Here is a 20339-nt window from a genome sequence, read left to right on the forward strand (position 1 = left end):
CAATTATCTCACGAATTATTCTTCGATTCTATCCACTGTCTTGTTTGACGGTTACGATATACATAGGCCAGTTATCAAAGCTTTAGAATTGATGAAGAAATATACTGAATCAGCGTCTCATTACTTTGCTGATAATGAAGAAATCCCCATCGAAGGCGTTATTAGGCCTGGTATAAAGGAAGCTGTAATGGAAAAGAGCGATAACGGCCAAGAACGTATCAATCGGATTAACTATGAAATAGTAGCATTACAGGCTTTAAGGGATAAATTGCGTTGTAAAGAAATATGGGTTGCCGGAGCCAGTCGCTATAGGAATCCAGATGAAGATTTACCAACAGATTTTGAAGAACGCAGAGAAGAAAACTATAAAGCGTTAAAGCAACCGTTGGATTCAGAAGAATTTATATCAACCATAAAGCAAAATATGATAAATGCTTTAACAATGCTTGATACCAGTATGCCGAAAAATACCAAGGTAAAAATACTCACTGAAAAGAATTTTGTTGATTCTCACGGCCAAAGTGAGGTGGCTTTTGCTTTCTGCCATTTGCTTGGATTTAATCTGATGCCAAGACTAAAAGGTATACATCGTCAAAAGTTATATCGGCCAGATACCGGAATGATGGATGCTTACCCCAATTTACAGCCTGTTCTAACACGACCAATTAATTGGGATCTTATCCGCCAACAGTATGACCAAATGATTAAATATGCGACGGCCCTGCGTCTTGGAACTGCAGAAACAGAAGCAATTATGAAAAGGTTTACCAGGAACAATTTGAAACATCCTACATATTTAGCCATGGCAGAGCTTGGAAAAGCGATAAAGACCATATTCCTATGTGAATATTTAAAATCTGAAGAACTACGTATTGAAATAAATGAAGGACTAAATGTTGTTGAAAACTGGAATTCAGCCAACGGCTTCATCTTCTTTGGAAAAGGCGGAGAAATTGCTACGAACAGAATTGAAGATCAGGAACTTGCGGTATTGTCCTTACATTTAGTTCAAAACTGCTTAGTCTATATAAACACATTAATGATCCAGAAAATCTTATCGCAGAACAAATGGTTAGAATTAATGACCCCTGAAGATTTACGGGCACTCACACCACTAATTTATAGCCATATTAATCCGTATGGAAATTTCGCACTCGATATGGAAGAAAGAATTCTTATTGATTATTTACAGTAATTTCCATTTACTTTTCAGTACATGACACGGATGCTACCACTACCCCTCCCAGCTAGAAATATTCTTTGCTGATCGGCTGGATTAGCTTGACAGCTAGAACTATTTTTGTATAATGCAAGCAAAGGGGCAACCAGCCCAATGCCTGTTTTGCCCCTTAAAAAAATATTTGCTCTTTTTATACCAATTGGAGTTTACACAAAATCAGGGATACACCCGGAATAAATGACCTGAACCTCCGTATCTCGAAGGGGTTCAGGTTCTCACATAGGTTTGATTGGTTGCCTTCAAACGTGACTTACTTCTTGGTTATTCATTGAATATCCATCTCTCATAAGATCACTCGTATATAATGTATTATCTTTTATTTCAATAGTATTAAGTTTCTTAACTGTTCCATAAGGTTCTTTTAATGAAAGCTTATCTCCTCTCCCAGAAATAACCCATAAAGTTTTATACCCCCTGGGTATTGATAGAAGCTTATCTTCACCTTTGCCATCAGTAAAATACACTAACAAATTAACCTTATTGTTATTAGCATATTCAAAAACTGGAGTAAATTTAGTGCCTCCTCTTATATTCATTCGATCTTTTATATCCTTTACAGATTTGACTTTATACACACGTCTAATTTCACTATCACATTCTATAATCGTAATTTCATGATTATAATTTTTTACTATATTGAATACTTCTTTAATGGCTTGATTAAATTCTTCATCACTAATGCTTCCGCTTATGTCAAGGGCAATAACAATTTTTGCTTTATGACTCCTAAGCTGGCCTCTTAAATCGAATCGATCAGGCTGCCTTCGATTTCTTCGTGTTATAGTCTTCTTTTGATTACTTTCAACAGTTCCCATTAACCTCTTAAGATATAAATTCCAAGGTAATTCAGCCTTGCTATTTTTAAGTGATGATATCATACTTTCTAAATAGTTTGGAATATTGCCTTTTTGCGAATCATCAATAAACTTCTCAGTAAATTCTTTAAGCGTTTTTTCATCTATATCACTAGAATCTTCCCAAATGTCATGAGTTTTTTCAGGATTATAATCAGTTTCTATTTTTTCATCTTTATTACTATCATCCTCTGCTGCATCTTCATCTTCTTCTAGTAAATCTATGGCAGTTTGAATTTTTTCTGCATAATATTCGAAGGATTCAAAAGGCAAGAGTTTTAAAGAATAATTTAAATTTACCCATTCTAAAGTTGTAGCATAGGGGGGCAGATGATCTAAATATGTATTTACTACAACATCCATTGCCATATTAACAGCTAATGTTCCATATTCAACCTTACATTCTTTTGCTCTTATTAAATGCATAGATACGATATGGAGTATTTCGTGTTTAATTGTACTTTCCATTTGTTTTATAGTAAGAGTTAAAAAAATTATGGGGTTAAAATAGACAACATATTTCGAACCTTTAAAATTCACAGCAGTAGGACTGCTTATATCAAATCTTATTTCTCTTGACATTTGAAACAAAAAATATCCATAGAAATTATCTTTATCTTCCATAAGACTTAAATTAACTTTATCTACAAGGCTAAAAAACTCTTCTTTAAAATCTTTTGGTATATTTATTTTAGAATTACCATCTTTATGATTTTCTCTTAAAAAAATAGTAATAATTTTATTTGCTTTTTCATAAAGCCCTTTTACAAGGGTTTCAAAATGAGTTTCCATACATTATCACCTTACTAAATTATAAGATTCAAAATATGATTCTACAAAGGCTTCATTTTCTATGGCATGTTTGTATACTTCAGTATAACTATTTTTAATATCCTTCATGATTCCTATCATTAAATCTACAGGATATAGTTGCAAAAACTCAATCAGTCTGTCAATATAATAACTTGAGTCATAATCACCATTTTTTATATTTGCTTCTAAGTTCTTTAGAATATTCTTTGCGGATAGATATAGCCTTGTATGACTTTCGCTTTTTACTCTTTCTATAATAGATTGATGAAGAGAATCTCCTGAAAAAACATCTTCATAAGATAGTAGTGAACTATAATCGGATTCAACAAAGCTAACAAACTCTTCTGCGATGAATTTCCCTACATTTCCTTTGATAACATTTAAAAACACGGATCTAGGTATTGAATCTTTTTTCTCCTTATAAATTTTATAAATGCTAGAAATTCTTTCATAGCTTCTTGGAGTTGCTCTTATATCATCTTCGTTTATTTTATGCAAATATTCTGGGAAGGTTGAGATAAACTCTATAACCTTTTGCTCAATTCCTATATTTATTGCCCAATCTAACCACTGAATATAATCAGGTTCCATGTGTAACCACACAAATCTATTTTCTTGCGCTACATCCATATCTACAACTTGGTAATCAAAATCCGAACCATATTTACTTGAAGGATTCATAGCGGCTACTATTTTTACATCTTCATGTAACTTATATCCATTAATTTCTCTATTTAATATTAAATTCATAAGTTCCTGTTGTACTGTATGTTCACAACGATTGATTTCGTCTATAAATAAAAGAACTGTTTTTTGCTCCGCTATTTCTTCATCAATTTCCCTTAACTTATTATGAATGGCATATACTGTAGTTTTCTTTTCAACTTTATCTCCTTTAGAATTAGCTTTTATATAAGATTCTATAGTGGGAAGACCACCTATTTCACCTTCTTTAAGGAGATTCCCATCAATAACAATTAAACTCCAATTATTATCTTTCGCAATTTCCTTGACTAAAGCTGTCTTTCCTATGCCACTTTCGCCAACGATTAAAGGTACTTCTCCAGTAGCTAGTACTAAATCAACACTTTTTAATGTATCTATAAAATTCATTATATCTCCACCTATTTCAGCTTTAGCTTTTCATCTACAGCTATTTTTTTTGCCTTTTTACTTCCATATTTATAAATAAACATCATCTTGTCCATTAGCATAATATCACTAGTCTTATCTATAGTACTATTTAAATAATCTCTAACATATTTTTCTTCCACATCTTCATTTGATAGTGCTTCTTTTAACACTTGCTCTAATTCATTTTTAGATATTTCTTTCATAACATATTTAATCACTAAAATATTTACTTTCAAAAATTCTAATATTTTATTTTTATCTAAGTCAGGTATTAGTCGAATAGCCCTCTCATCATTCTTGATAGCGATAAACTCTGCATTATGGGTAGGTGTATTTATATATCTTAATGCATCATAACTTATTTTTACCGCTTCTTCTTGTGCACGTTGGGAAGGTTCTTTTATAAACTTTATTGAATCGTAATTTTTTCTTACAGCTAATAATTGCAATTCCTCACTTGGATTATTAACATATTTAATAGCCCATCCAGCTTGATTTATCGCTAATTTAATTATCTTATCGGTTGGATTTTTAATATACTCTAAGTTAATCCATCCATCATTTATAGCTTTTATCATCATACCTTCTGTAGGGTTATTTATAAATTCAATCGCTCGAGCGTTATTGTCCATAGCTGATTCTTGCATCTGACTAGTTGGATTATCTATATATTTTAACGCAAGTCCATTTTTTTTTATAGCCAATAACTTCATTTCATCTGTAGGATTATTTATATATGCTATAGCATTAGGATTATTCTTTATCATTTCAATAAGCTTTGATTTTTCCATAATGTTACTTTCCTTCTGTCATTATTTTCATTATATGTAATTATTACTTATTATCATTAATATGCTTTTTAAGTTAATCTAAATAGAATAATTATACCACTGTATAAAAAAAGGTTCTATGAAATGCTGCTGAAACAGTAGTTATTGACATACAAAAAAAGCCACATAAATTAAAAACTAAAAGGAACGAGTCCTGTAGATTTCAGAACTCATTCCTCTGTAGTTGCCTAAAAGAATATGTCCAACTTTTTGGGGTCAATTCAAAGCGGGCGGTCTTGGCTGCTTCAGAATCTCCACAAAACCCTGATCGCCATCCACCCGTATCCTTTCGCCATCTTTAATGAGCGTCGTGGCATCATCAACCCCTACTACTGCCGGAATACCATATTCTCGGGCGACAACAGCACCGTGGGTCATTAACCCTCCAACCTCAGTGACGATGGCTTTAGCCGATTGGAATAAGGGGGTCCAGCCCGGATCCGTTTGGGGCGAAACGAGAATCTCTCCTTCATGCAGCACAGCATTTTCCGGCCTTAGGATAATCCGAGCGATGCCTTCAGCAGTCCCAGCGGAAACAGGACTGCCAATCAGCGTACCCTCAGGAACATTCCTTCTATCAGGAGGAACAATGATAATTTCACCTTCACTGGTCATTATGCGGGGCGGTTTTAGATTTTGATGCCATTGATACTGTTCTTTGCGTTTCGCAACCAATGCAGCTGCGTTACCGCTAAAATCGCCCTGCCTCATTTGTATCAGTTCTTCTAAACTTAGGAAATAGGCGTCTTGAGCCTGCTCTAGTCTCCCCATTGTAACAAGTTCATTGGCTTCAGCCATAATTGCTTTTTTGCATTCGTCTAAAATCATGCTCATTAAATATTTGTGATGTTCCCGAAGTCCGCCCAAATATCGAAATACAGCAATTAAACGGGTAGAAAGTTTTAATTTGAAATGATTGTCTTTCACATGGCTTAGAACACGCAGAACGGCTTCTGCAGCTTCCTTTTCGCCTTCGGCAAATCGCTGGCGGTGTTCACCTGGCTTTACACTTCGCATATGGCTGAATATGGCAGACAGTAACTGCGTTGGCTTTTCACGCCAGCGTGGATTTGTCAGATCAATTTCGCCAGGGCATCTCATGCCGTATTGATCAATAAATTTTTCAAAGGCGTGTCTAAAGGTATTACCTCCAGCAACTTGAGCAAGCCCGGTATAGAATGTTTGATCATCAGCAGTTTTTAAATACTCTTCTACCTCGGGAAGTTTTCGCAGTAGATCTGCCAAATCGCCAAGCTGCAGGCCCAGCTCGGTGGTAACATTGCCGGGAAGGGATTTGTTTAACTTATGAAGCTCTGCTGCATCTCCCATCCAGCGGACAAGCATCTTTTCCAGCAGCTTATTGGCAAGTATACCAGGTACAACATAGGGGATAATCTCCTGGATAATGTCTATCATCATACCGTCTAATTGCTGTTGAACGACTTTTAGTCGTTCGGTACCTTCCACGCTGCTGAGTGCTTGCCTGGTTTGCTGCATTTTTTCCTGCATGTAGGCTTCGATCCTAGGTTTAGCCAGCCGGGGATCACCGGTACGCAGAATCTTCCAAGCCTTTTTTAGAATGGGGGCTGCTATTTTGCGCGCAGTACCTGGAGTATTTGAGTGAAGGTTTCCTGCGAAAATTCCTGGTCGTTTGACGACAGCACCAAGAGATCGGCTCATGGCTTCGTCTACTGATGATAATAACTTTGGGAAAAGGATACGCACTATTTTAGACAACAGAAAATCCGTAAGATCAATATAGATTCGGCTGCCCGCCTCGACAAATACCTGTGGGGGAAATGCCGTACGTAATACTGATCTGCCTAATGGCTTTATAGCATTCGGCATCATTTGAACATGACCAAAGGACAGCAGCACCCGCAGCGGTTGTTCGGGAATTTCCGGCAAAGGATATAACGTAGTAATTGGGCGGCTCTGGACGATAAAGAAATTCTCCTTTACCATGCAAAATTCAATATCCTGCGGTGTACCATAGTGCTGCTGAATTTGTTTTCCTAATGCAGCAAGATCGATAATTTGCTGATCGGTCAGAGCTTGCAGCTCTTGCTGTTCCGCTGGTAGCTCTTGGGTAATAGTACCACCCTCGGGTAAAGAATAAATGGCTACTTTCTTTTGTGATATCTTCTTGTAAATGATGCGATCATTTTTTACTTTGTACAAATCAGCCGACACTAAACCGGAAACAAGAGCTTCTCCTAAGCCAAAGCTGGCATCAATGGAAACAACAGTACGATTTCCATTTACAGGATCGGCAGTGAACAGTATTCCTGAAATATCGGGAATGACCATTTGTTGTACAACGATTGACAAATAGACTTCAGAGTGATCGAAAGCATTTTTGGCTCGATAGGCAATTGCCCGGTCTGTAAATAAAGAAGCCCAGCATTTGCGAACATGATGCAGAAGCTCATCCTGACCCTTGATGTTTAAATACGTATCCTGCTGACCAGCAAAGGAAGCATTGGGTAAATCCTCGGCCGTTGCACTGGAACGAACTGCATACGCATGATTTGGTCCTTGCTTCGTCCAGGCCTGTATGATTTCGTCCCTTATTTGCGCGGGTATCGCCAACTGCTGTAAATGTGTCCGAATTCGTTCTCCCAATTCCCTAATGAGGTTTAAATCGGTAGGGTCGATTGCTTTCAGCGCAGCAAACAACGTATCCATTTTCGGACTTGTTGCGATAAAATCTCGATAAGCGTAAGTCGTTACGCAAAATCCTCCGGGTACGGGAAAACCTGCTTTCGTCAGTTCCCCCAGATTCGCCCCTTTGCCGCCAACATAAGGAAGACTTAGATGATCTATTTGTTCAAAAAAAAGTACATACGGTGTCATCAGCAAATTGCTCCTCGCATATCCTTATCGGTTATAGTTGTTTTCAATATAGGTATCTTACCCGCTGACTTTCTTAACTATTCGTTGCTGTTTTGTAGGATTCGTTTTTTACTCTTCACTAAAAAACAAATTCTAAGCCAATCGCGAACTCTCCATGCGGGGTATTATTTCTCATATTAACGAAGTAATTTGTTAAGGTCAATGAGGTAGATGTTAAATAAAATTACTTGACGCAATAATTAATATATTATAATATTATAATATATTAATTATTAAAGAAGGCGGTGAGTATTTTGTTGGATGTTTTTGCAGATTATATGACATATCAAGTTTTTGAAATCACAAAGGGATCTAAATTAGGGGATGCGGTAAATTTTTTTATTTATGATTCGCTGAAAATATTTATAATGTTAGCCATCATTATCTTTTTTGTATCAATCATAAGAACCTATTTCCCACCAGAACGCACGAAACAACTACTGAGTCACAAGAGGGAATTTTTAGGAAATATTTTGGCAGCATTACTCGGAATTGTCACACCCTTTTGTTCCTGCTCGGCAGTGCCTGTGTTTATTGGTTTTGTTGAATCTGGGGTTCCGTTAGGAGTTACCTTTTCTTTTTTGATTTCATCACCAATGGTAAATGAGGTAGCATTAGTTTTACTATGGGGCATGTTCGGCTGGAAAATTGCGATGATTTATATATCAACAGGTGTATTAGTCGCTATTATTTCTGGGTATATTATTGGAAAATTTAAATTAGAGCATTTGGTAGAAGAATATGTTTACCAGATGAAAGTTGGACAAAATGAAATCGAGAGCATGACCGTAGCAGCTAGACTACAATATGCGAAAGACTATACGAAAGAGATTCTGCGGAAGGTATGGCTATATGTGGTTATTGCGATCAGTTTAGGCGGTTTTATTCATGGTTATGCGCCACAGGATTTTCTGGCAGATTATGCAGGGAAGGATAACCTTTTTGCAGTACCATTGGCTGTATTGGTAGGGGTACCCCTTTATTCAAATGCTGCCGGGGTAATACCGATTGTCTATGCTTTAATGGAAAAGGGTATGAGTATGGGAACGGTTCTTGCTTTTATGATGTCGGTCACAGCCTTGAGCCTACCTGAGATGATTATATTGCGCAATGTGTTAAAACCTAAATTAATTGCAATATTTGTAAGTATTCTGGCAGTGGCAATTACGTTAACTGGTTATATGTTTAATATTGTTTTATAAAAGAGATTGACATTACCTGATTTGAGCAAGATACTGAATATAGTACTATTATATTTAGGAATTAGCAGGGGGATGTAAGATGGGAAATCAAAAAGTGATTATGAATTTAAAAGTAGAGCTATTCAAAGTACTCGCCCATCCAGCTCGAATTCAAATTCTGAAATTGTTGGAATCAGATGAACGATGTGTGTGCGAATTAATCGAGGAAATGGGTGTTGAACAATCAAATTTATCCCAACATTTAAGCATATTGAAAAAACAAGGGTTAATTGCATCAAGAAAAGATGGAACTCGCGTTTTTTATACTGCACTCTATCCGACTGTTATAGAAATTCTGCAGCTTGCAGAAGCGCTGGTGATTGAGCAGGTAAATCAGAGTAAAACATTATTACAGGATGTTAAATAAAAGAGAGAGGTTGTTTTAATGATGAAGATTGAAATATTGGGTATGGGATGTCAGAAATGCAGCACATTACTAGAGATAACGAAACAAGCCGCAGAGGAACTTGGGATTAATGCTGAGTTTGTAAAAGTGGAAAATATTAAGGAAATTATGAAGTATGGCGTCATGTCCACGCCAGCATTGGTTGTTGATGGTGTAGTAAAAGTAGCTGGTAAAGTTCCGAATAAAGAGGAAATTAAAGCTTTGCTTAATAGCTAAAGAAGCAAACAAGTCGCTATCACATGAAAGTGGTAGCGACTTGTTTGCTTTTAATATGAATTTAAGGCTAAGCTCATACCACTATTTTGACTGGCCTCCAATTCTAAATCAGATAAACAGGTTCACATTAGAATCTTCCGCTTCGCTGAGATAGTAGCCGACACCACCAACCTTGACGCCGTCTAGGAGTTCTTCTTGTTTTAGGCCCATGACGTCTAGGGACATTTGGCAGGCTACGATCTCGATACCTGCTGCCATGGCAGATTGGATGAGTTCTTCCAGAGAAGAGACGTTCTTATTCTTCATCACCATCCGCATCATCTGGGTGCCTATGCCCAGCATGTTCATGTTGGAGAGTTTCAGCGCCTTGCTGCCACGCGGCATCATAAAACCGAACATCTTATCCATGAATCCTTTCTCGACAGGGATATGTTCTGGTTTGCGCAGGATGTTTAGGCCCCAGAAGGTGAAAAATAAGGTGACCTTTTTTCCCATGGAGGCGGCGCCATTAGCGATGATAAAGGCAGCCATGGCTTTGTCTAGATCGCCACTAAATACTACAATAGTCTTATTGTCCTTGGCTGGAGCTAAGGGCTGCGTGGTAACTGGGGCGGCTACAGGAAGAGGAACGCTACCCTTTTTGATGAGGGCGGTGATGATACCTTTGTTTTTACTCAAATCGAGTAGGGAATTATGGGTTCGCAAGCACCAAGCTTTGACATCTTCCGTGAAACCTGGATCGGAAGCCGTTACTTGCAGAATTTCATTCTCCTTCATTTCATCGATAACTGATTTTAACTGCATCAGTGGGCCGGGACAAGATAAGCCGCAGGCATCGAGGAAGCGGTCAAAGGAAGTAGAGGATGCTGCGGGTGCTATCTGGTTTGAAATGGAATTTGGTGTATCTTGGGAAGGAAAGAAAATGGAGGCAGACTTGAAGCCACCGGTCATATTCTTTACCTTAAAGCCATTTTGAAGCAAGATACGGGAAGCAAGATAGCCTTGTAGACCCATTTTGCAATAAGCCAGGATGAGTTTATCCTTATCCAGTTCAGAAAGGCGTTGCCGCAGCGTATCTAAGGGAATATTGATGGCACCATCTAGATGACCGTTAGCAAATTCCAGTGGAGATCGAACATCCAAAAGGATTGTATGCTCCTGGTCATACTCCTGTAGAGTTTCGTAGGTAAAGACTTCGGTGCGGTTGGCTAAAATATTTTCAGCGGCAAAGCCCAGCATGTTCACCGGATCCTTAGCAGAAGAATAGGGGGGAGCGTAAGCGAGTTCCAGCTCCGTAAGATCATATATCGTTCCACTCAGGCGCATGGTGGTAGCAATGACGTCAATACTCTTGTCTATGCCTTCTATACCGATTCCTTGGGCGCCAAGGATGCGACCTTCCCCGTTGAACAGGAGTTTCAAGGAAAGTTGTAAAGCGCCAGGGTAGTATGTGGCATGGGAGAAAGGATGGACATAGACTACCTGATAAGGGAGACCCAGACGCTTTAAATTCCTTTCGTTGTTGCCAGTGGTGGCCCCAGTCAGAGAAAAGACCTTAATAATGGAGGTTCCTTGTGTACCTTTGAAGGTGGAGGAGATGCCGGCAATATTATCGGCAACAATGCGTCCTTGCTTATTAGCCGGTCCGGCTAGAGGAATGGCAGCACCCTGCTCATTGACGAAATCTCTCACTTCGATAGCATCTCCCACAGCATAGATATCGGGAATGGAGGTTTCCATATGGTCGTTGACCAGAATATGTCCACGAGCTCCCAAGTGGATGCCGCTTTCTTTAACGAAACTCGTGTCCGGAGCAACGCCGATGGCTAGGATGACTAGGTCGGCAGTAAGGGTGGTACCGCTGCTCAATACCACATCTAATCCAGTACTCTTTTCCTGGAAGGCTTTTACGCCATCATTGAGGAGCAGTCGGACGCCGTTCTCTTCCAATTCTTTTTCCATCATGGCCACCATATCAGAATCAAAGGGTGCCAGGATGTGAGGAGCAGCCTCAACTAAGGTGACTTCCATCCCGCGTTCCTTTAAGTTTTCCGCCATTTCTACGCCGATATAACCACCGCCGATAACCACCGCTCGCTGAATGTCCTCAAGGTCCACTTGCTTCTTGATACGGTCAGTATCAGGAATGTTGCGCAGAGTGAAGATCTTCTTGCTGTCAATTCCAGGGATGGGTGGTTTGATAGGTTTGGCCCCGGGTGAGAGGATTAATGCATCATAGGATTCTTCATAGATCCCCTTGGTTGTGCTATGAATGGTGACAGTCTTACGCTCTGGATGGAGTGCCGTCACCTCGCTGTTGACGCGGACATCGATATTGAAACGATCCTGCATGCCTTTCGGCGTTTGAACCAGCAACTTTTCTCGATCCTGTATGGTTTCCCCAATGTAATAGGGCAGACCGCAATTGGCAAAGGATATGTGCTCATCCCGTTCTAACAGTATGATTTGTGCATGTTCATCCAGACGTCTCAGACGCGCTGCCGCAGAAGCTCCACCAGCTACGCCACCAATAATTAGTACTTTTTTACTCATAGTAATAGCCTCCTTCTTTTAAATAAACTGGGAATTATACCCTCTGATAATCATTTTTTTCTAATTCGTTATTAATGTTTTCTTCAAATAGGATATTAACTAACTTGGCGACCCGCTGGTCGCAGATTCTGTAGTTTACTTCCAGACCACTGCGTATGCCTATGATGATGTTGGCGGATTTTAACTTCTGCAAATGCTGAGATACAGTAGACTGGGGCATATCTAGGCAAGCTTGCATATGGGTAACGTTGCACTCCCCTTTTTCAATCAAGCCTTTTACGATGCAGAGGCGGGTTGGATGGGCCAGGGCTTTGAGCATCTCGGCCAGCTCTGTATATTTTTGCAAATTTAGCTCCATGAAATGGTTCACCTCGCTATATTATCTATATATTTATATATTACGATATAACGATATGATGAAGATGGATAAATGTCAATATGGTAGATGTAAATTCTCTGCAGTATCATATTCGTAGTACCTTGGTAGAGGAAGCAGAGGCATTTTGGGTGCCTTGTTCTTGCAGAAAAAGTGGCTGAGAATATTTTCTCGCCACTTTTTCATTCTTTAATAAGTATTGATTGGCACTTATCATTCCTATCATAAACCAAGAAAATCACTTTAAGAAAGCAACGATGTCTTTTACTAATTGATTTACTTTTTCTTTTTCCTCTGCTGGTATGCTATCGGAGATGAGACATTCGGCAGCATTATTTTCTAAAATAAATATTCCTGTCTTTTCTATTGAAGAACGTATAGCCAATAGCTGGAGAAGAACATCCTTACAAGGAGCATTTTCACCAACCATACGCTCAATTCCAGCAACATGGCCTTTAACATTACGTAATCGGTTCAGCACTTCTTTTTGGGTGCTAGTATTTGACATGATATCACCTCCGTAGTGCCCCTATGGGAGGGGGTAGTAAATTTATTTTGCATGAAACGGCAAGTTATGTCAAGGGGATGGAGTAAAATGAATGCAGGGTACATTTATGTCATGAAAGAAGGTAAATAAATTGCCAAAAGAGCATCAATAAAATTATTTCATAAATTTCATAAAGTTGGGTATACAAATTAAATAGAAAAAGATATAATACTACCATACCCCTCCACGTGGGGGGGGTATAGAGGAGGAAAGGATTAGTGCAAATGATTTGGAAAAAGTATGGGTTCAGCATTCTATTACTATATCTTTCAGTGGGCTTTTTCGTCTGGCCAGCTCTCGGAGTGGTTGCGCTAATCTGTATGTTAGCACCTGTAGTTGTAGCATTATATAGGGACAGGGAGTGGTGTGGATCTTATTGTCCTAGAGGAAGTCTGTGGGATAACGTTTTCACTAAAATAAATTCTCGTAAGCACGTTCCGCAATGGGCTAAATCAACTTGGTTTCGAAGCTTCATGTTATTGGTTATTTTTATCGTCTTTGGGGGTCAGATGTACTATGCGTGGCCAAACTTAGATGCCATTGGTTTAGTGTTCCTCAGAATTATTTTAATCACCACTCTTTTTGGAGGGGCTCTTGCGTTACTATATAGCCCACGTACCTGGTGTAATTTTTGCCCGATGGGAACCTTAGCATCCTGGGTTTCAGTCGGTAAAAAGCCCATGTCAGTGGCGAATACCTGCGTAAGTTGTAAGTTATGCGCGAAAGCATGTCCTATGCAGCTTGAACCCTATAAAGCAAAAGGATCACAGTTTATCGATTCAGATTGCATCAAATGTGAAGAATGCATTCATGTTTGTCCTAAGAAATCTCTGTCATTTGAAAAGAATTTTAATTGTTAAAAAATTTTAAATTCTTACTTAGAAGGGATGGTATACACATGTCTCATAAATTTTCAGTAAAAGATAAAAAAAAATTGGATAATCCTGAAAGAAGAAAACTATTGCCTCCAGAAGCTACGTTAGAAAAACTACAGTTGTACAAGGGAGATATTGTAGCAGATGTGGGCTGTGGAATCGGATATTTTAGTATTCCTGCCGCTCTTATCGTTGGCGAAATAGGAAAAATCTATGCAATGGATATTTCCACTGAGATGCTGAGTGAAGTACATGTAAGAGCAACGGAGAATAATGTAGGCAATATTGAAATAGTTAAAACCGTTGAAAATAGCTTAATAGTTGATGATGAAAGTGTTACCTATGCGTTTATTTGCAATGTACTTCATGAGACCAATGATTTAAATAGCTTTTTGCAGGAAGTAAAAAGGATCTTAGCATGGGATGGCAAAGTGGCAATTATAGAATGGAAGAAGCAGGAGAGTCATATGGGTCCTCCCATTAGCCATAGAATTGCGGAAGCGGAACTTATTGAAACACTAAAACATATGGAGTTTCAAGATATCAGTAAAATAGATCTTGGTGACGAGTTTTATGGAATCATAGGGAAAAAACAGAGGGAATAAAACAGTTGTTATATAGTATTCTAAAATATAGTAGGAGGAGGTAGCACAATGATTACATTCATTCCTAAGGGAGTATGTTCGAAGAAAATTGAATTTGAAGTGGAAAATGGCAGGATAAAAAATGTGAAATTTGATGGTGGCTGTATGGGAAATCTCAATGCTATCAGCAAATTGATTGAGGGAATGCCGGTGGATGAGGTGATTCAAAAATTCAAAGGAAATCTTTGTCGTAATCAAACTTCTTGCACTGATCAATTGGCAAGGGCCCTGGAAGAACTACAGAATAAATCATAGATAATAAAATGGGAGGGAAGAGTATGAAAAAAATTGTAATCATTGGCGGTGTTGCTGCTGGGCTGAAGGCGGCTGCTAAAGCCAGACGCTGTGATCCAAAAGCCAGCATTATAGTGCTGGAAAGAGGAGAACTTATTTCCTACGGTGCCTGTGGCATGCCCTATTATGTAGGCGGTGACGTAAAGGACATTGATGATTTGATGAAAACCCCGGTGGGGGCAATGCGTAACTCGACATTTTTTAAAAACGTTAAGGATATTACGGTGCTGACGAAAACAGAGGCTACCGCTATTGACAGGCAGGCCAAGACGGTAAAGGTTCAGAAGCGAGTATCAGGGGAAGAAGAGGTAATTCCTTATGATAAACTGGTTATTGCCACTGGAGCATCAGCTATCAAACCACCGCTGGCTGGAGTGGAACTCTCTAATATCTATCAACTTTGGCATCCAGATGATGCAAAAGCTGTACGACAAGGCTTAGAAGGCAATCAGTTCAAGAGTGCTGTTATTATTGGTGCAGGGCTGATTGGTATGGAAATGGCTGAAGCATTGACTAAATGGAAAATCCCAGTTACCGTTGTAGAGATGAAAAACCAAGTATTTCCTGCCTTTTTGGATACTGAAATAGGCGGGATTGTGGGTAAATATGTACAGGATAAAGGTATTACCCTCTTGCTGGATGAAAAAGTTGTACGCTTTACTGGTGATACCTCTGTAGCAGCGGTGGAGACTGACAAGCGTAGTATTCCTGCTGACTTAGTAATATTGGCAATCGGCGCACGTCCCAATGTAGAATTAGCCAAAGCAGCTGGGCTGGTCATAGGTTCAACAGGGGCCATCGTCGTGGACGAAGAAATGCGCACCAGTGATCCCGATATCTATGCTGGCGGTGATTGCGTGGAGAATGTAAATGTAATGTCTGGGAAAAAAGTATTCGCGCCTATGGGGTCGACGGCTAATAAGCACGGCCGGATTATTGGTGAAAACTTGTGCGGTGGGCATCTTAAATTTAAAGGTGTCCTTACTACTGCGGTGGCTCAAATACATAGCCTTAGCGTTGGCAAAACGGGTCTGACGGAGCGGGATGCCAAACAGCTTGGATATGACTACATCACCACCATGGTGGCGGGGCATGACAAACCTCATTATATGCCAGGGGCAAAACTAATTACTGTAAAATTGATCGTCGATGCTAATACTAGTAAAGTGCTGGGAATGCAAGCAGTCGGTGAAGGCGACGTATCTAAACGGATAGACGTTGTGGCAACAGTGCTAACGCTAGGTGGAAGTATTGAGGATTTGTTTGATATTGATCTATCGTATGCTCCACCTTATAATTCTCCTATTGATAACGTAGTAGTGGCTGCAAATACCCTTATGAATAAACTGGCAGGCAAGTTCAAGGGTATCTCATCTCTGGAAGCCAAAGAAAAAATGACGTCTGGTGATACGGTCTTTCTTGATGTACGTAGTCCAGAAGAATGCAAGCAGATACGTTTGGCTGATTACGAAAATATTACATATATTCCCTTAGGACAACTGCGTAGTCGATTAGTTGAACTGAATAAAAATGATGAAATTATAGCTTTTTGCAAAATAAGTTTACGAGGCTATGAAGCGGAAGGTATTTTGGAAGGCGTGGGCTTTGAGAACGTCAAGGTATTGGAAGGTGGCATTGTATCTTGGCCCTTTGTCTGTGATAAAAAAAATGATTGTTGATGTAGAATAATAAAAAGATGGTAGGCGCATGTTTGACAACTATAATTATCAAACATGCGCCTACCATCTTTTTATTGAATGCATTATATATTTTTTTTATAAATGATTCATTTTACACCGGATTTTCTATAAAAGATATTATGGATATTCCAGAGTTAGTCCGACGGTTGTTTCACAAAGGTTACCTAGTTGTGCCAAAGCAATGCGTGAAGGCTGATCTGTGCAGTGGCAGGCATACAGCTTTCTGACATTTGTTTGGCGTAGATAGGTAATGGTGCCATTAAGTTGTTCGATTGATGGTTTTCGTAGGTGCAGTCCGCCGATGATGGATAGCACTCGATCATCTTGACAAATTTCTTTAGCCTGCTCCACGATATTGCATATGCCCGAATGGGAGCAACCTGTGATAATGACAAGCCCTTGACTTGATTTGTAGGCGAGCGCAGTATCGTCTTCCATGGAGTCATTGACAGCAATGCCGTTTTTGATAATCTGGCCAATCGTGTGATTTCCTTCATATGGGAATTTACGTTCTATTTCACCTAAGAAAACAAGTTGTTTACTAATCCACAATGGACTCTTACTCTTGTGGATAGTAAAGGAGCTCATCAGTTCTTCTTCTGATACATTGCAACCCCGTTTTTGCCGTCCTTTGTCCGGTGACTGAAGGACAATGGATGGGTTAATAATATAGGGTTAGAGCTATGAGGCGTGTCGGCAGTGACGTACAAATGGAGTAGGTGTTTGAGGCCCCAAGTATGGTCATAATGACCATGGGATAATATGATGTAATCTGCTTCCCGTAAATTAATGCCAAGTTTATGGGCATTCTCCATAAATAGAGCAGAACAGCCAGTGTCAAATAAAATGTTAGTTGATTGATCTTCGATGTAGAGGGAAAAACCAGATTCAGCTTTCAGGTCTCGCATATTGGTTGTATTATCAATGAGGATAGTAAGTCGCATAAAGTAAGACCTCCTTTTGGTGAGCAGCGAGTATGGCTTCATGCAGAGTAAGATGTACTTTAGATAAAGGCGCATCTAGAATGATGGAATATCGTTCTAGATGCGCCTGAAAGACTTACTTAATGACTGCCGCAGTCATGACCGTGAGCATCATGGTCGCAGGCGTTGCCAGAGTCGACAAGTTCGCCGCGCAGATAGAGGGCAACCAAGTTTTCAGGAGTATCTGCTGGGGCACCACACGAGACTTTTACGCCACGTTCTTTTAAAATGACCTGGGCCGCTTCACCCATGCCGCCGACTAAAATGTCAGTACATCCTAGATCAGCCACCCAGTTAGGAATGACACCAGGAGCATGAGGAGGCGGGGTCAAAGTTTCATGTTTGATAACGTTACCATTATCGATAGTCATAATGGCGAATTCTTGGCAATGACCAAAATGGGTAGCAAGTTTACCTCCAGCTAATGGAATCGCAATTTTCATAGTTGAATCAGCACCTTTCTTTTTATTGGGAAGTTGGTTAATAATTTGATCGACAATCCCTTGCAGTTTTTCTTTGCTGGGATTGTTCAAACTATCAATGGATTGACCAGCATCGCCAGCAGTGACCACGCTAGGATCAATGGGTAGGCGACCGAGGAATGGAATTTTTGCAGCCGTTGCCAATTGTTCGCCACCACCGCTTTTGAAGATGGCATGTAGGCTATTGCAAGAGGGGCATACGAATCCACTCATATTTTCAATTAGGCCTAAAATTGGCATATTTACCTTTTGACAGAACTGAATAGACTTGCGTACATCTGCCAGCGAAATTTCTTGAGGAGTTGTTACGATAACAGCTTGGCAGTCAGTTACTGTTTGAGCTACTGTCAAAGGTTCATCGCCAGTTCCGGGTGGACTGTCGATAATGAGGAAATCTAAGGGACCCCAATCTGCATCGCCTAGAAATTGGCGGATAATGCCGATTTTCATTGGACCTCGCCAGATGAGCGGTTCATCTGGTTGATTTAATAATCCTTGGATAGAGATTACCTTTAAATTATCGGTATAAGAATAAGGTTGTATTCGATTGTTAATAATATTTAGTTTTAGGTCAGTAAGTCCTAAAAGACCAGCAACACTTGGACCGTGTACATCCACGTCCAATAGGCCGACTTTATAGCCCTGGCTGCTAAGAAATACGGCTAAGTTAGTGGCAATCGTACTTTTCCCGACGCCGCCTTTACCACTCATGACAACGATCTTGTGGTCGACATTCTGCAAGAAATTATTGATTTTTTGGCTTTGTGCTTCAAAATCATGATCTGTGGTAGTTGAGTTACAAGACATTCTAACATCCATCTCCTTTGATTTTGCTGTAAAAATGAGTATATTATTTACCGTGATTCATAGCACCTGGCACGTCGATCACTGCAAGTTTTCCTTCAAGGAAAGCTGCTAGCGCATCCTCTACGCTACCACTCATATCTCCTATGGAATACATGGCGATTTTGCCTGCTTCTAGCACTTTGAAAGCTTTAGGGCCGACATGCCCCGTGATGAGTACGCTAGCTCCAGTTTTGGCTATGGCTTGACCGGCTTGGATACCAGCTCCATGGGCAGCTTCTAGGTTTTGTGTATTTGGCAGACTCTCCCAAGCTTCTTTTTCCTGGTCGTAAATCAAAAAATAATCAGCTCGACCAAATCGAGAGTCGATTGCTGCGTGGCAGTCCTCACCGTAAGATGTAATGGCAATTTTCATAATCTGTTTTCCTCACTTTCGTTTCTTATAGATCATTTGCTAAATCAAGCAGCTTATTTATCAGTAACTAGTTTTAACCGTGCCGATGTTCTGCCGCAGGTACATGGTTTATGTTCCAATAGAGCCATGTCGCCAGTGCGATAACGAATAAGGGGCATGGCTTCTCTAGAAAGGGTGGTGAGCACTAATTCACCGGGTTGGTTATTAGAAATAATAGAACCAGTGTGAGGGTCAATGATTTCTGGATAAAAATGATCTTCGTGGATGTGTAACCAATTTTGCTTATGGCATTCACCAGCGATTCCTAGATTCATTAACTCTTCCAGCCCATAGATTGTATAAACGGGAATTTGAAATTGTTCTTCCAGGCTTTTGCGTACTGTAGCAGAGCAGTGGTGTGCTTCGCAAAGAATGTTCATGAGAGGTAGGTCGCGGGTAGAAAAACCTGCATTTTTCAAGAAATCTGCTAATTGAAAAAGAATGTCAGGAGTAGAAAAGATAGTCGTAACACCAAAATCCAATAGGGTTTTAATTTGGGAGGTTACATTAGGTAATGGACTGGATATGACTGTAATTCCAATACTTTCTGCAGCTTGTTGTAATGCTACAATACTGTCAGTGTCTAAGGATTGGGGCGCAATCATAATCACTGAACTAGTGATTATATGACAGGCAACTAAAGTGCGGCAGAGCATTTCGACTTGGTGAGAAATATCTTGTTGGGTAAATCCCACTGCGGTATTGAAGTCGCTTCTTTGCTGAAATCGAGCAATACCACTTACGGGAATGGTTAACAGCCCAAAAGGATAGTTGTTGATTAAATCTTTAGAAGTCATGAGGGGCAATTTGCTGATATCATTGATAGTTTGAATTTCATTAGGTGCCAAACCTATAGCTTGCATACGTTCTTGATAAAAACTTGTTTTTTCGTAAGCTCGCTCGACTAGCTTTTTTAGTTGCTGGCTTTGTAGTGCTACTTTTTCCGATTCAGTCATAGATTCAATGCCGGTGTTTAATATCAAATAGAGTACCTCCAG

The 20339-nt window shown here is 39.6% G+C and carries 20 protein-coding genes; 8 read left to right on the top strand and 12 right to left on the bottom strand.

The annotated features are described in order from the left end of the window. Positions 1-1195, top strand: a 1195-nt coding sequence (locus LMF89_RS12955) for a Tn3 family transposase (RefSeq protein ID WP_229535455.1), incomplete at its 5' end; no start/stop codon positions are given. A gap of 284 nt (positions 1196-1479) precedes the next feature. Here the strand turns inward: LMF89_RS12955 and LMF89_RS12960 are convergent. From LMF89_RS12960 to LMF89_RS12975, 4 genes are all read right to left on the bottom strand, one after another. Continuing rightward, positions 1480-2886 (bottom strand): vWA domain-containing protein, encoded by a 1407-nt coding sequence (locus LMF89_RS12960; RefSeq protein ID WP_229535456.1) that lies wholly within the window; start codon positions 2884-2886, stop codon positions 1480-1482. A gap of 6 nt (positions 2887-2892) precedes the next feature. Continuing rightward, on the bottom strand, positions 2893-4020 hold the full coding sequence (locus LMF89_RS12965) for an ATP-binding protein (protein ID WP_229535457.1): 1128 nt from the start codon (positions 4018-4020) through the stop codon (positions 2893-2895). A gap of 11 nt (positions 4021-4031) precedes the next feature. Next, the gene (locus tag LMF89_RS12970; protein WP_229535458.1) at positions 4032-4832 is read right to left on the bottom strand and encodes a hypothetical protein; all 801 of its coding nucleotides are present in this window, start codon (positions 4830-4832) and stop codon (positions 4032-4034) included. 255 nt (positions 4833-5087) lie between these two features. After that, complete coding sequence (locus tag LMF89_RS12975) at positions 5088-7727, bottom strand: phosphoenolpyruvate synthase (RefSeq protein ID WP_229535459.1); 2640 nt, start codon at positions 7725-7727, stop codon at positions 5088-5090. A 284-nt stretch (positions 7728-8011) separates the two neighbouring features. Here LMF89_RS12975 and LMF89_RS12980 point away from each other — a divergent pair, with 284 nt between their 5' ends. From LMF89_RS12980 to LMF89_RS12990, 3 genes are all read left to right on the top strand, one after another. Then, on the top strand, positions 8012-8968 hold the full coding sequence (locus LMF89_RS12980; RefSeq protein ID WP_229535460.1) for a permease: 957 nt from the start codon (positions 8012-8014) through the stop codon (positions 8966-8968). A gap of 79 nt (positions 8969-9047) precedes the next feature. After that, positions 9048-9374: an ArsR/SmtB family transcription factor gene (locus tag LMF89_RS12985; RefSeq protein WP_229535461.1), complete on the top strand. Its 327-nt coding sequence runs from the start codon at positions 9048-9050 to the stop codon at positions 9372-9374. 18 nt (positions 9375-9392) lie between these two features. Next, positions 9393-9629, top strand: coding sequence for a thioredoxin family protein (locus tag LMF89_RS12990; protein WP_229535462.1), 237 nt, complete (start codon positions 9393-9395; stop codon positions 9627-9629). Positions 9630-9737: 108 nt separating this feature from the next. Here LMF89_RS12990 and LMF89_RS12995 read toward each other — a convergent pair whose 3' ends face one another. From LMF89_RS12995 to LMF89_RS13005, 3 genes are all read right to left on the bottom strand, one after another. Then, the gene (locus LMF89_RS12995; protein WP_229535463.1) at positions 9738-12182 is read right to left on the bottom strand and encodes a CoA-disulfide reductase; all 2445 of its coding nucleotides are present in this window, start codon (positions 12180-12182) and stop codon (positions 9738-9740) included. Positions 12183-12216: 34 nt separating this feature from the next. Then, on the bottom strand, positions 12217-12540 hold the full coding sequence (locus tag LMF89_RS13000) for an ArsR/SmtB family transcription factor (RefSeq protein ID WP_229535464.1): 324 nt from the start codon (positions 12538-12540) through the stop codon (positions 12217-12219). Between the two features lie 256 nt (positions 12541-12796). Further along, complete coding sequence (locus LMF89_RS13005; protein ID WP_229535465.1) at positions 12797-13066, bottom strand: metal-sensitive transcriptional regulator; 270 nt, start codon at positions 13064-13066, stop codon at positions 12797-12799. Positions 13067-13329: 263 nt separating this feature from the next. Here LMF89_RS13005 and LMF89_RS13010 point away from each other — a divergent pair, with 263 nt between their 5' ends. From LMF89_RS13010 to LMF89_RS13025, 4 genes are read left to right on the top strand one after another with little or no spacing between them, the layout of a single operon-like run. After that, positions 13330-13965 (top strand): 4Fe-4S binding protein, encoded by a 636-nt coding sequence (locus LMF89_RS13010; protein WP_229535536.1) that lies wholly within the window; start codon positions 13330-13332, stop codon positions 13963-13965. A gap of 38 nt (positions 13966-14003) precedes the next feature. After that, positions 14004-14585 carry a class I SAM-dependent methyltransferase gene (locus tag LMF89_RS13015; RefSeq protein ID WP_229535466.1) on the top strand — a complete coding sequence of 194 codons (582 nt, stop codon included), beginning with the start codon at positions 14004-14006 and terminating at the stop codon, positions 14583-14585. Positions 14586-14633: 48 nt separating this feature from the next. Then, complete coding sequence (locus tag LMF89_RS13020) at positions 14634-14879, top strand: TIGR03905 family TSCPD domain-containing protein (RefSeq protein ID WP_007937495.1); 246 nt, start codon at positions 14634-14636, stop codon at positions 14877-14879. Between the two features lie 23 nt (positions 14880-14902). Beyond that, a complete protein-coding gene (locus LMF89_RS13025; protein ID WP_229535467.1) occupies positions 14903-16597 on the top strand; it encodes an FAD-dependent oxidoreductase in 1695 nt (564 codons plus the stop codon). A gap of 138 nt (positions 16598-16735) precedes the next feature. Here the strand turns inward: LMF89_RS13025 and LMF89_RS13030 are convergent, their stop codons facing one another. The 5 genes from LMF89_RS13030 to LMF89_RS13050 form a co-directional block, all read right to left on the bottom strand. Then, a complete protein-coding gene (locus LMF89_RS13030) occupies positions 16736-17170 on the bottom strand; it encodes an MBL fold metallo-hydrolase (RefSeq protein WP_229535468.1) in 435 nt (144 codons plus the stop codon). Positions 17171-17205: 35 nt separating this feature from the next. Further along, positions 17206-17562 (bottom strand): MBL fold metallo-hydrolase, encoded by a 357-nt coding sequence (locus LMF89_RS13035; RefSeq protein ID WP_229535469.1) that lies wholly within the window; start codon positions 17560-17562, stop codon positions 17206-17208. A 119-nt stretch (positions 17563-17681) separates the two neighbouring features. After that, positions 17682-18890: an iron-sulfur cluster carrier protein MrpORP gene (locus LMF89_RS13040; protein WP_229535470.1), complete on the bottom strand. Its 1209-nt coding sequence runs from the start codon at positions 18888-18890 to the stop codon at positions 17682-17684. Between the two features lie 43 nt (positions 18891-18933). Next, positions 18934-19302, bottom strand: coding sequence for a NifB/NifX family molybdenum-iron cluster-binding protein (locus LMF89_RS13045; protein WP_229535471.1), 369 nt, complete (start codon positions 19300-19302; stop codon positions 18934-18936). Between the two features lie 53 nt (positions 19303-19355). Then, positions 19356-20324, bottom strand: a complete 969-nt coding sequence (locus tag LMF89_RS13050) for a phenylacetate--CoA ligase family protein (protein WP_229535472.1) — start codon at positions 20322-20324, stop codon at positions 19356-19358. Between the last annotated feature and the right edge of the window lie 15 nt (positions 20325-20339).

It is taken from the genome of Pelosinus baikalensis (assembly GCF_020819555.1).
Lineage (GTDB): Bacteria > Bacillota > Negativicutes > DSM-13327 > DSM-13327 > Pelosinus > Pelosinus baikalensis.

What these genes read in the sequence shown, in the direction of transcription:
- LMF89_RS12960 (WP_229535456.1), bottom strand. Translation starts at nt 2,886, where the DNA reads ATGGAAACTCATTTTGAAACCCTTGTAAAAGGGCTTTATGAAAAAGCA.
- LMF89_RS12965 (WP_229535457.1), bottom strand. Translation starts at nt 4,020, where the DNA reads ATGAATTTTATAGATACATTAAAAAGTGTTGATTTAGTACTAGCTACT.
- LMF89_RS12970 (WP_229535458.1), bottom strand. Translation starts at nt 4,832, where the DNA reads ATGGAAAAATCAAAGCTTATTGAAATGATAAAGAATAATCCTAATGCT.
- LMF89_RS12975 (WP_229535459.1), bottom strand. Translation starts at nt 7,727, where the DNA reads ATGACACCGTATGTACTTTTTTTTGAACAAATAGATCATCTAAGTCTT.
- LMF89_RS12985 (WP_229535461.1), top strand. Translation starts at nt 9,048, where the DNA reads ATGGGAAATCAAAAAGTGATTATGAATTTAAAAGTAGAGCTATTCAAA.
- LMF89_RS12990 (WP_229535462.1), top strand. Translation starts at nt 9,393, where the DNA reads ATGATGAAGATTGAAATATTGGGTATGGGATGTCAGAAATGCAGCACA.
- LMF89_RS12995 (WP_229535463.1), bottom strand. Translation starts at nt 12,182, where the DNA reads ATGAGTAAAAAAGTACTAATTATTGGTGGCGTAGCTGGTGGAGCTTCT.
- LMF89_RS13000 (WP_229535464.1), bottom strand. Translation starts at nt 12,540, where the DNA reads ATGGAGCTAAATTTGCAAAAATATACAGAGCTGGCCGAGATGCTCAAA.
- LMF89_RS13005 (WP_229535465.1), bottom strand. Translation starts at nt 13,066, where the DNA reads ATGTCAAATACTAGCACCCAAAAAGAAGTGCTGAACCGATTACGTAAT.
- LMF89_RS13010 (WP_229535536.1), top strand. Translation starts at nt 13,330, where the DNA reads ATGATTTGGAAAAAGTATGGGTTCAGCATTCTATTACTATATCTTTCA.
- LMF89_RS13015 (WP_229535466.1), top strand. Translation starts at nt 14,004, where the DNA reads ATGTCTCATAAATTTTCAGTAAAAGATAAAAAAAAATTGGATAATCCT.
- LMF89_RS13020 (WP_007937495.1), top strand. Translation starts at nt 14,634, where the DNA reads ATGATTACATTCATTCCTAAGGGAGTATGTTCGAAGAAAATTGAATTT.
- LMF89_RS13025 (WP_229535467.1), top strand. Translation starts at nt 14,903, where the DNA reads ATGAAAAAAATTGTAATCATTGGCGGTGTTGCTGCTGGGCTGAAGGCG.
- LMF89_RS13035 (WP_229535469.1), bottom strand. Translation starts at nt 17,562, where the DNA reads ATGCGACTTACTATCCTCATTGATAATACAACCAATATGCGAGACCTG.
- LMF89_RS13040 (WP_229535470.1), bottom strand. Translation starts at nt 18,890, where the DNA reads ATGTCTTGTAACTCAACTACCACAGATCATGATTTTGAAGCACAAAGC.
- LMF89_RS13045 (WP_229535471.1), bottom strand. Translation starts at nt 19,302, where the DNA reads ATGAAAATTGCCATTACATCTTACGGTGAGGACTGCCACGCAGCAATC.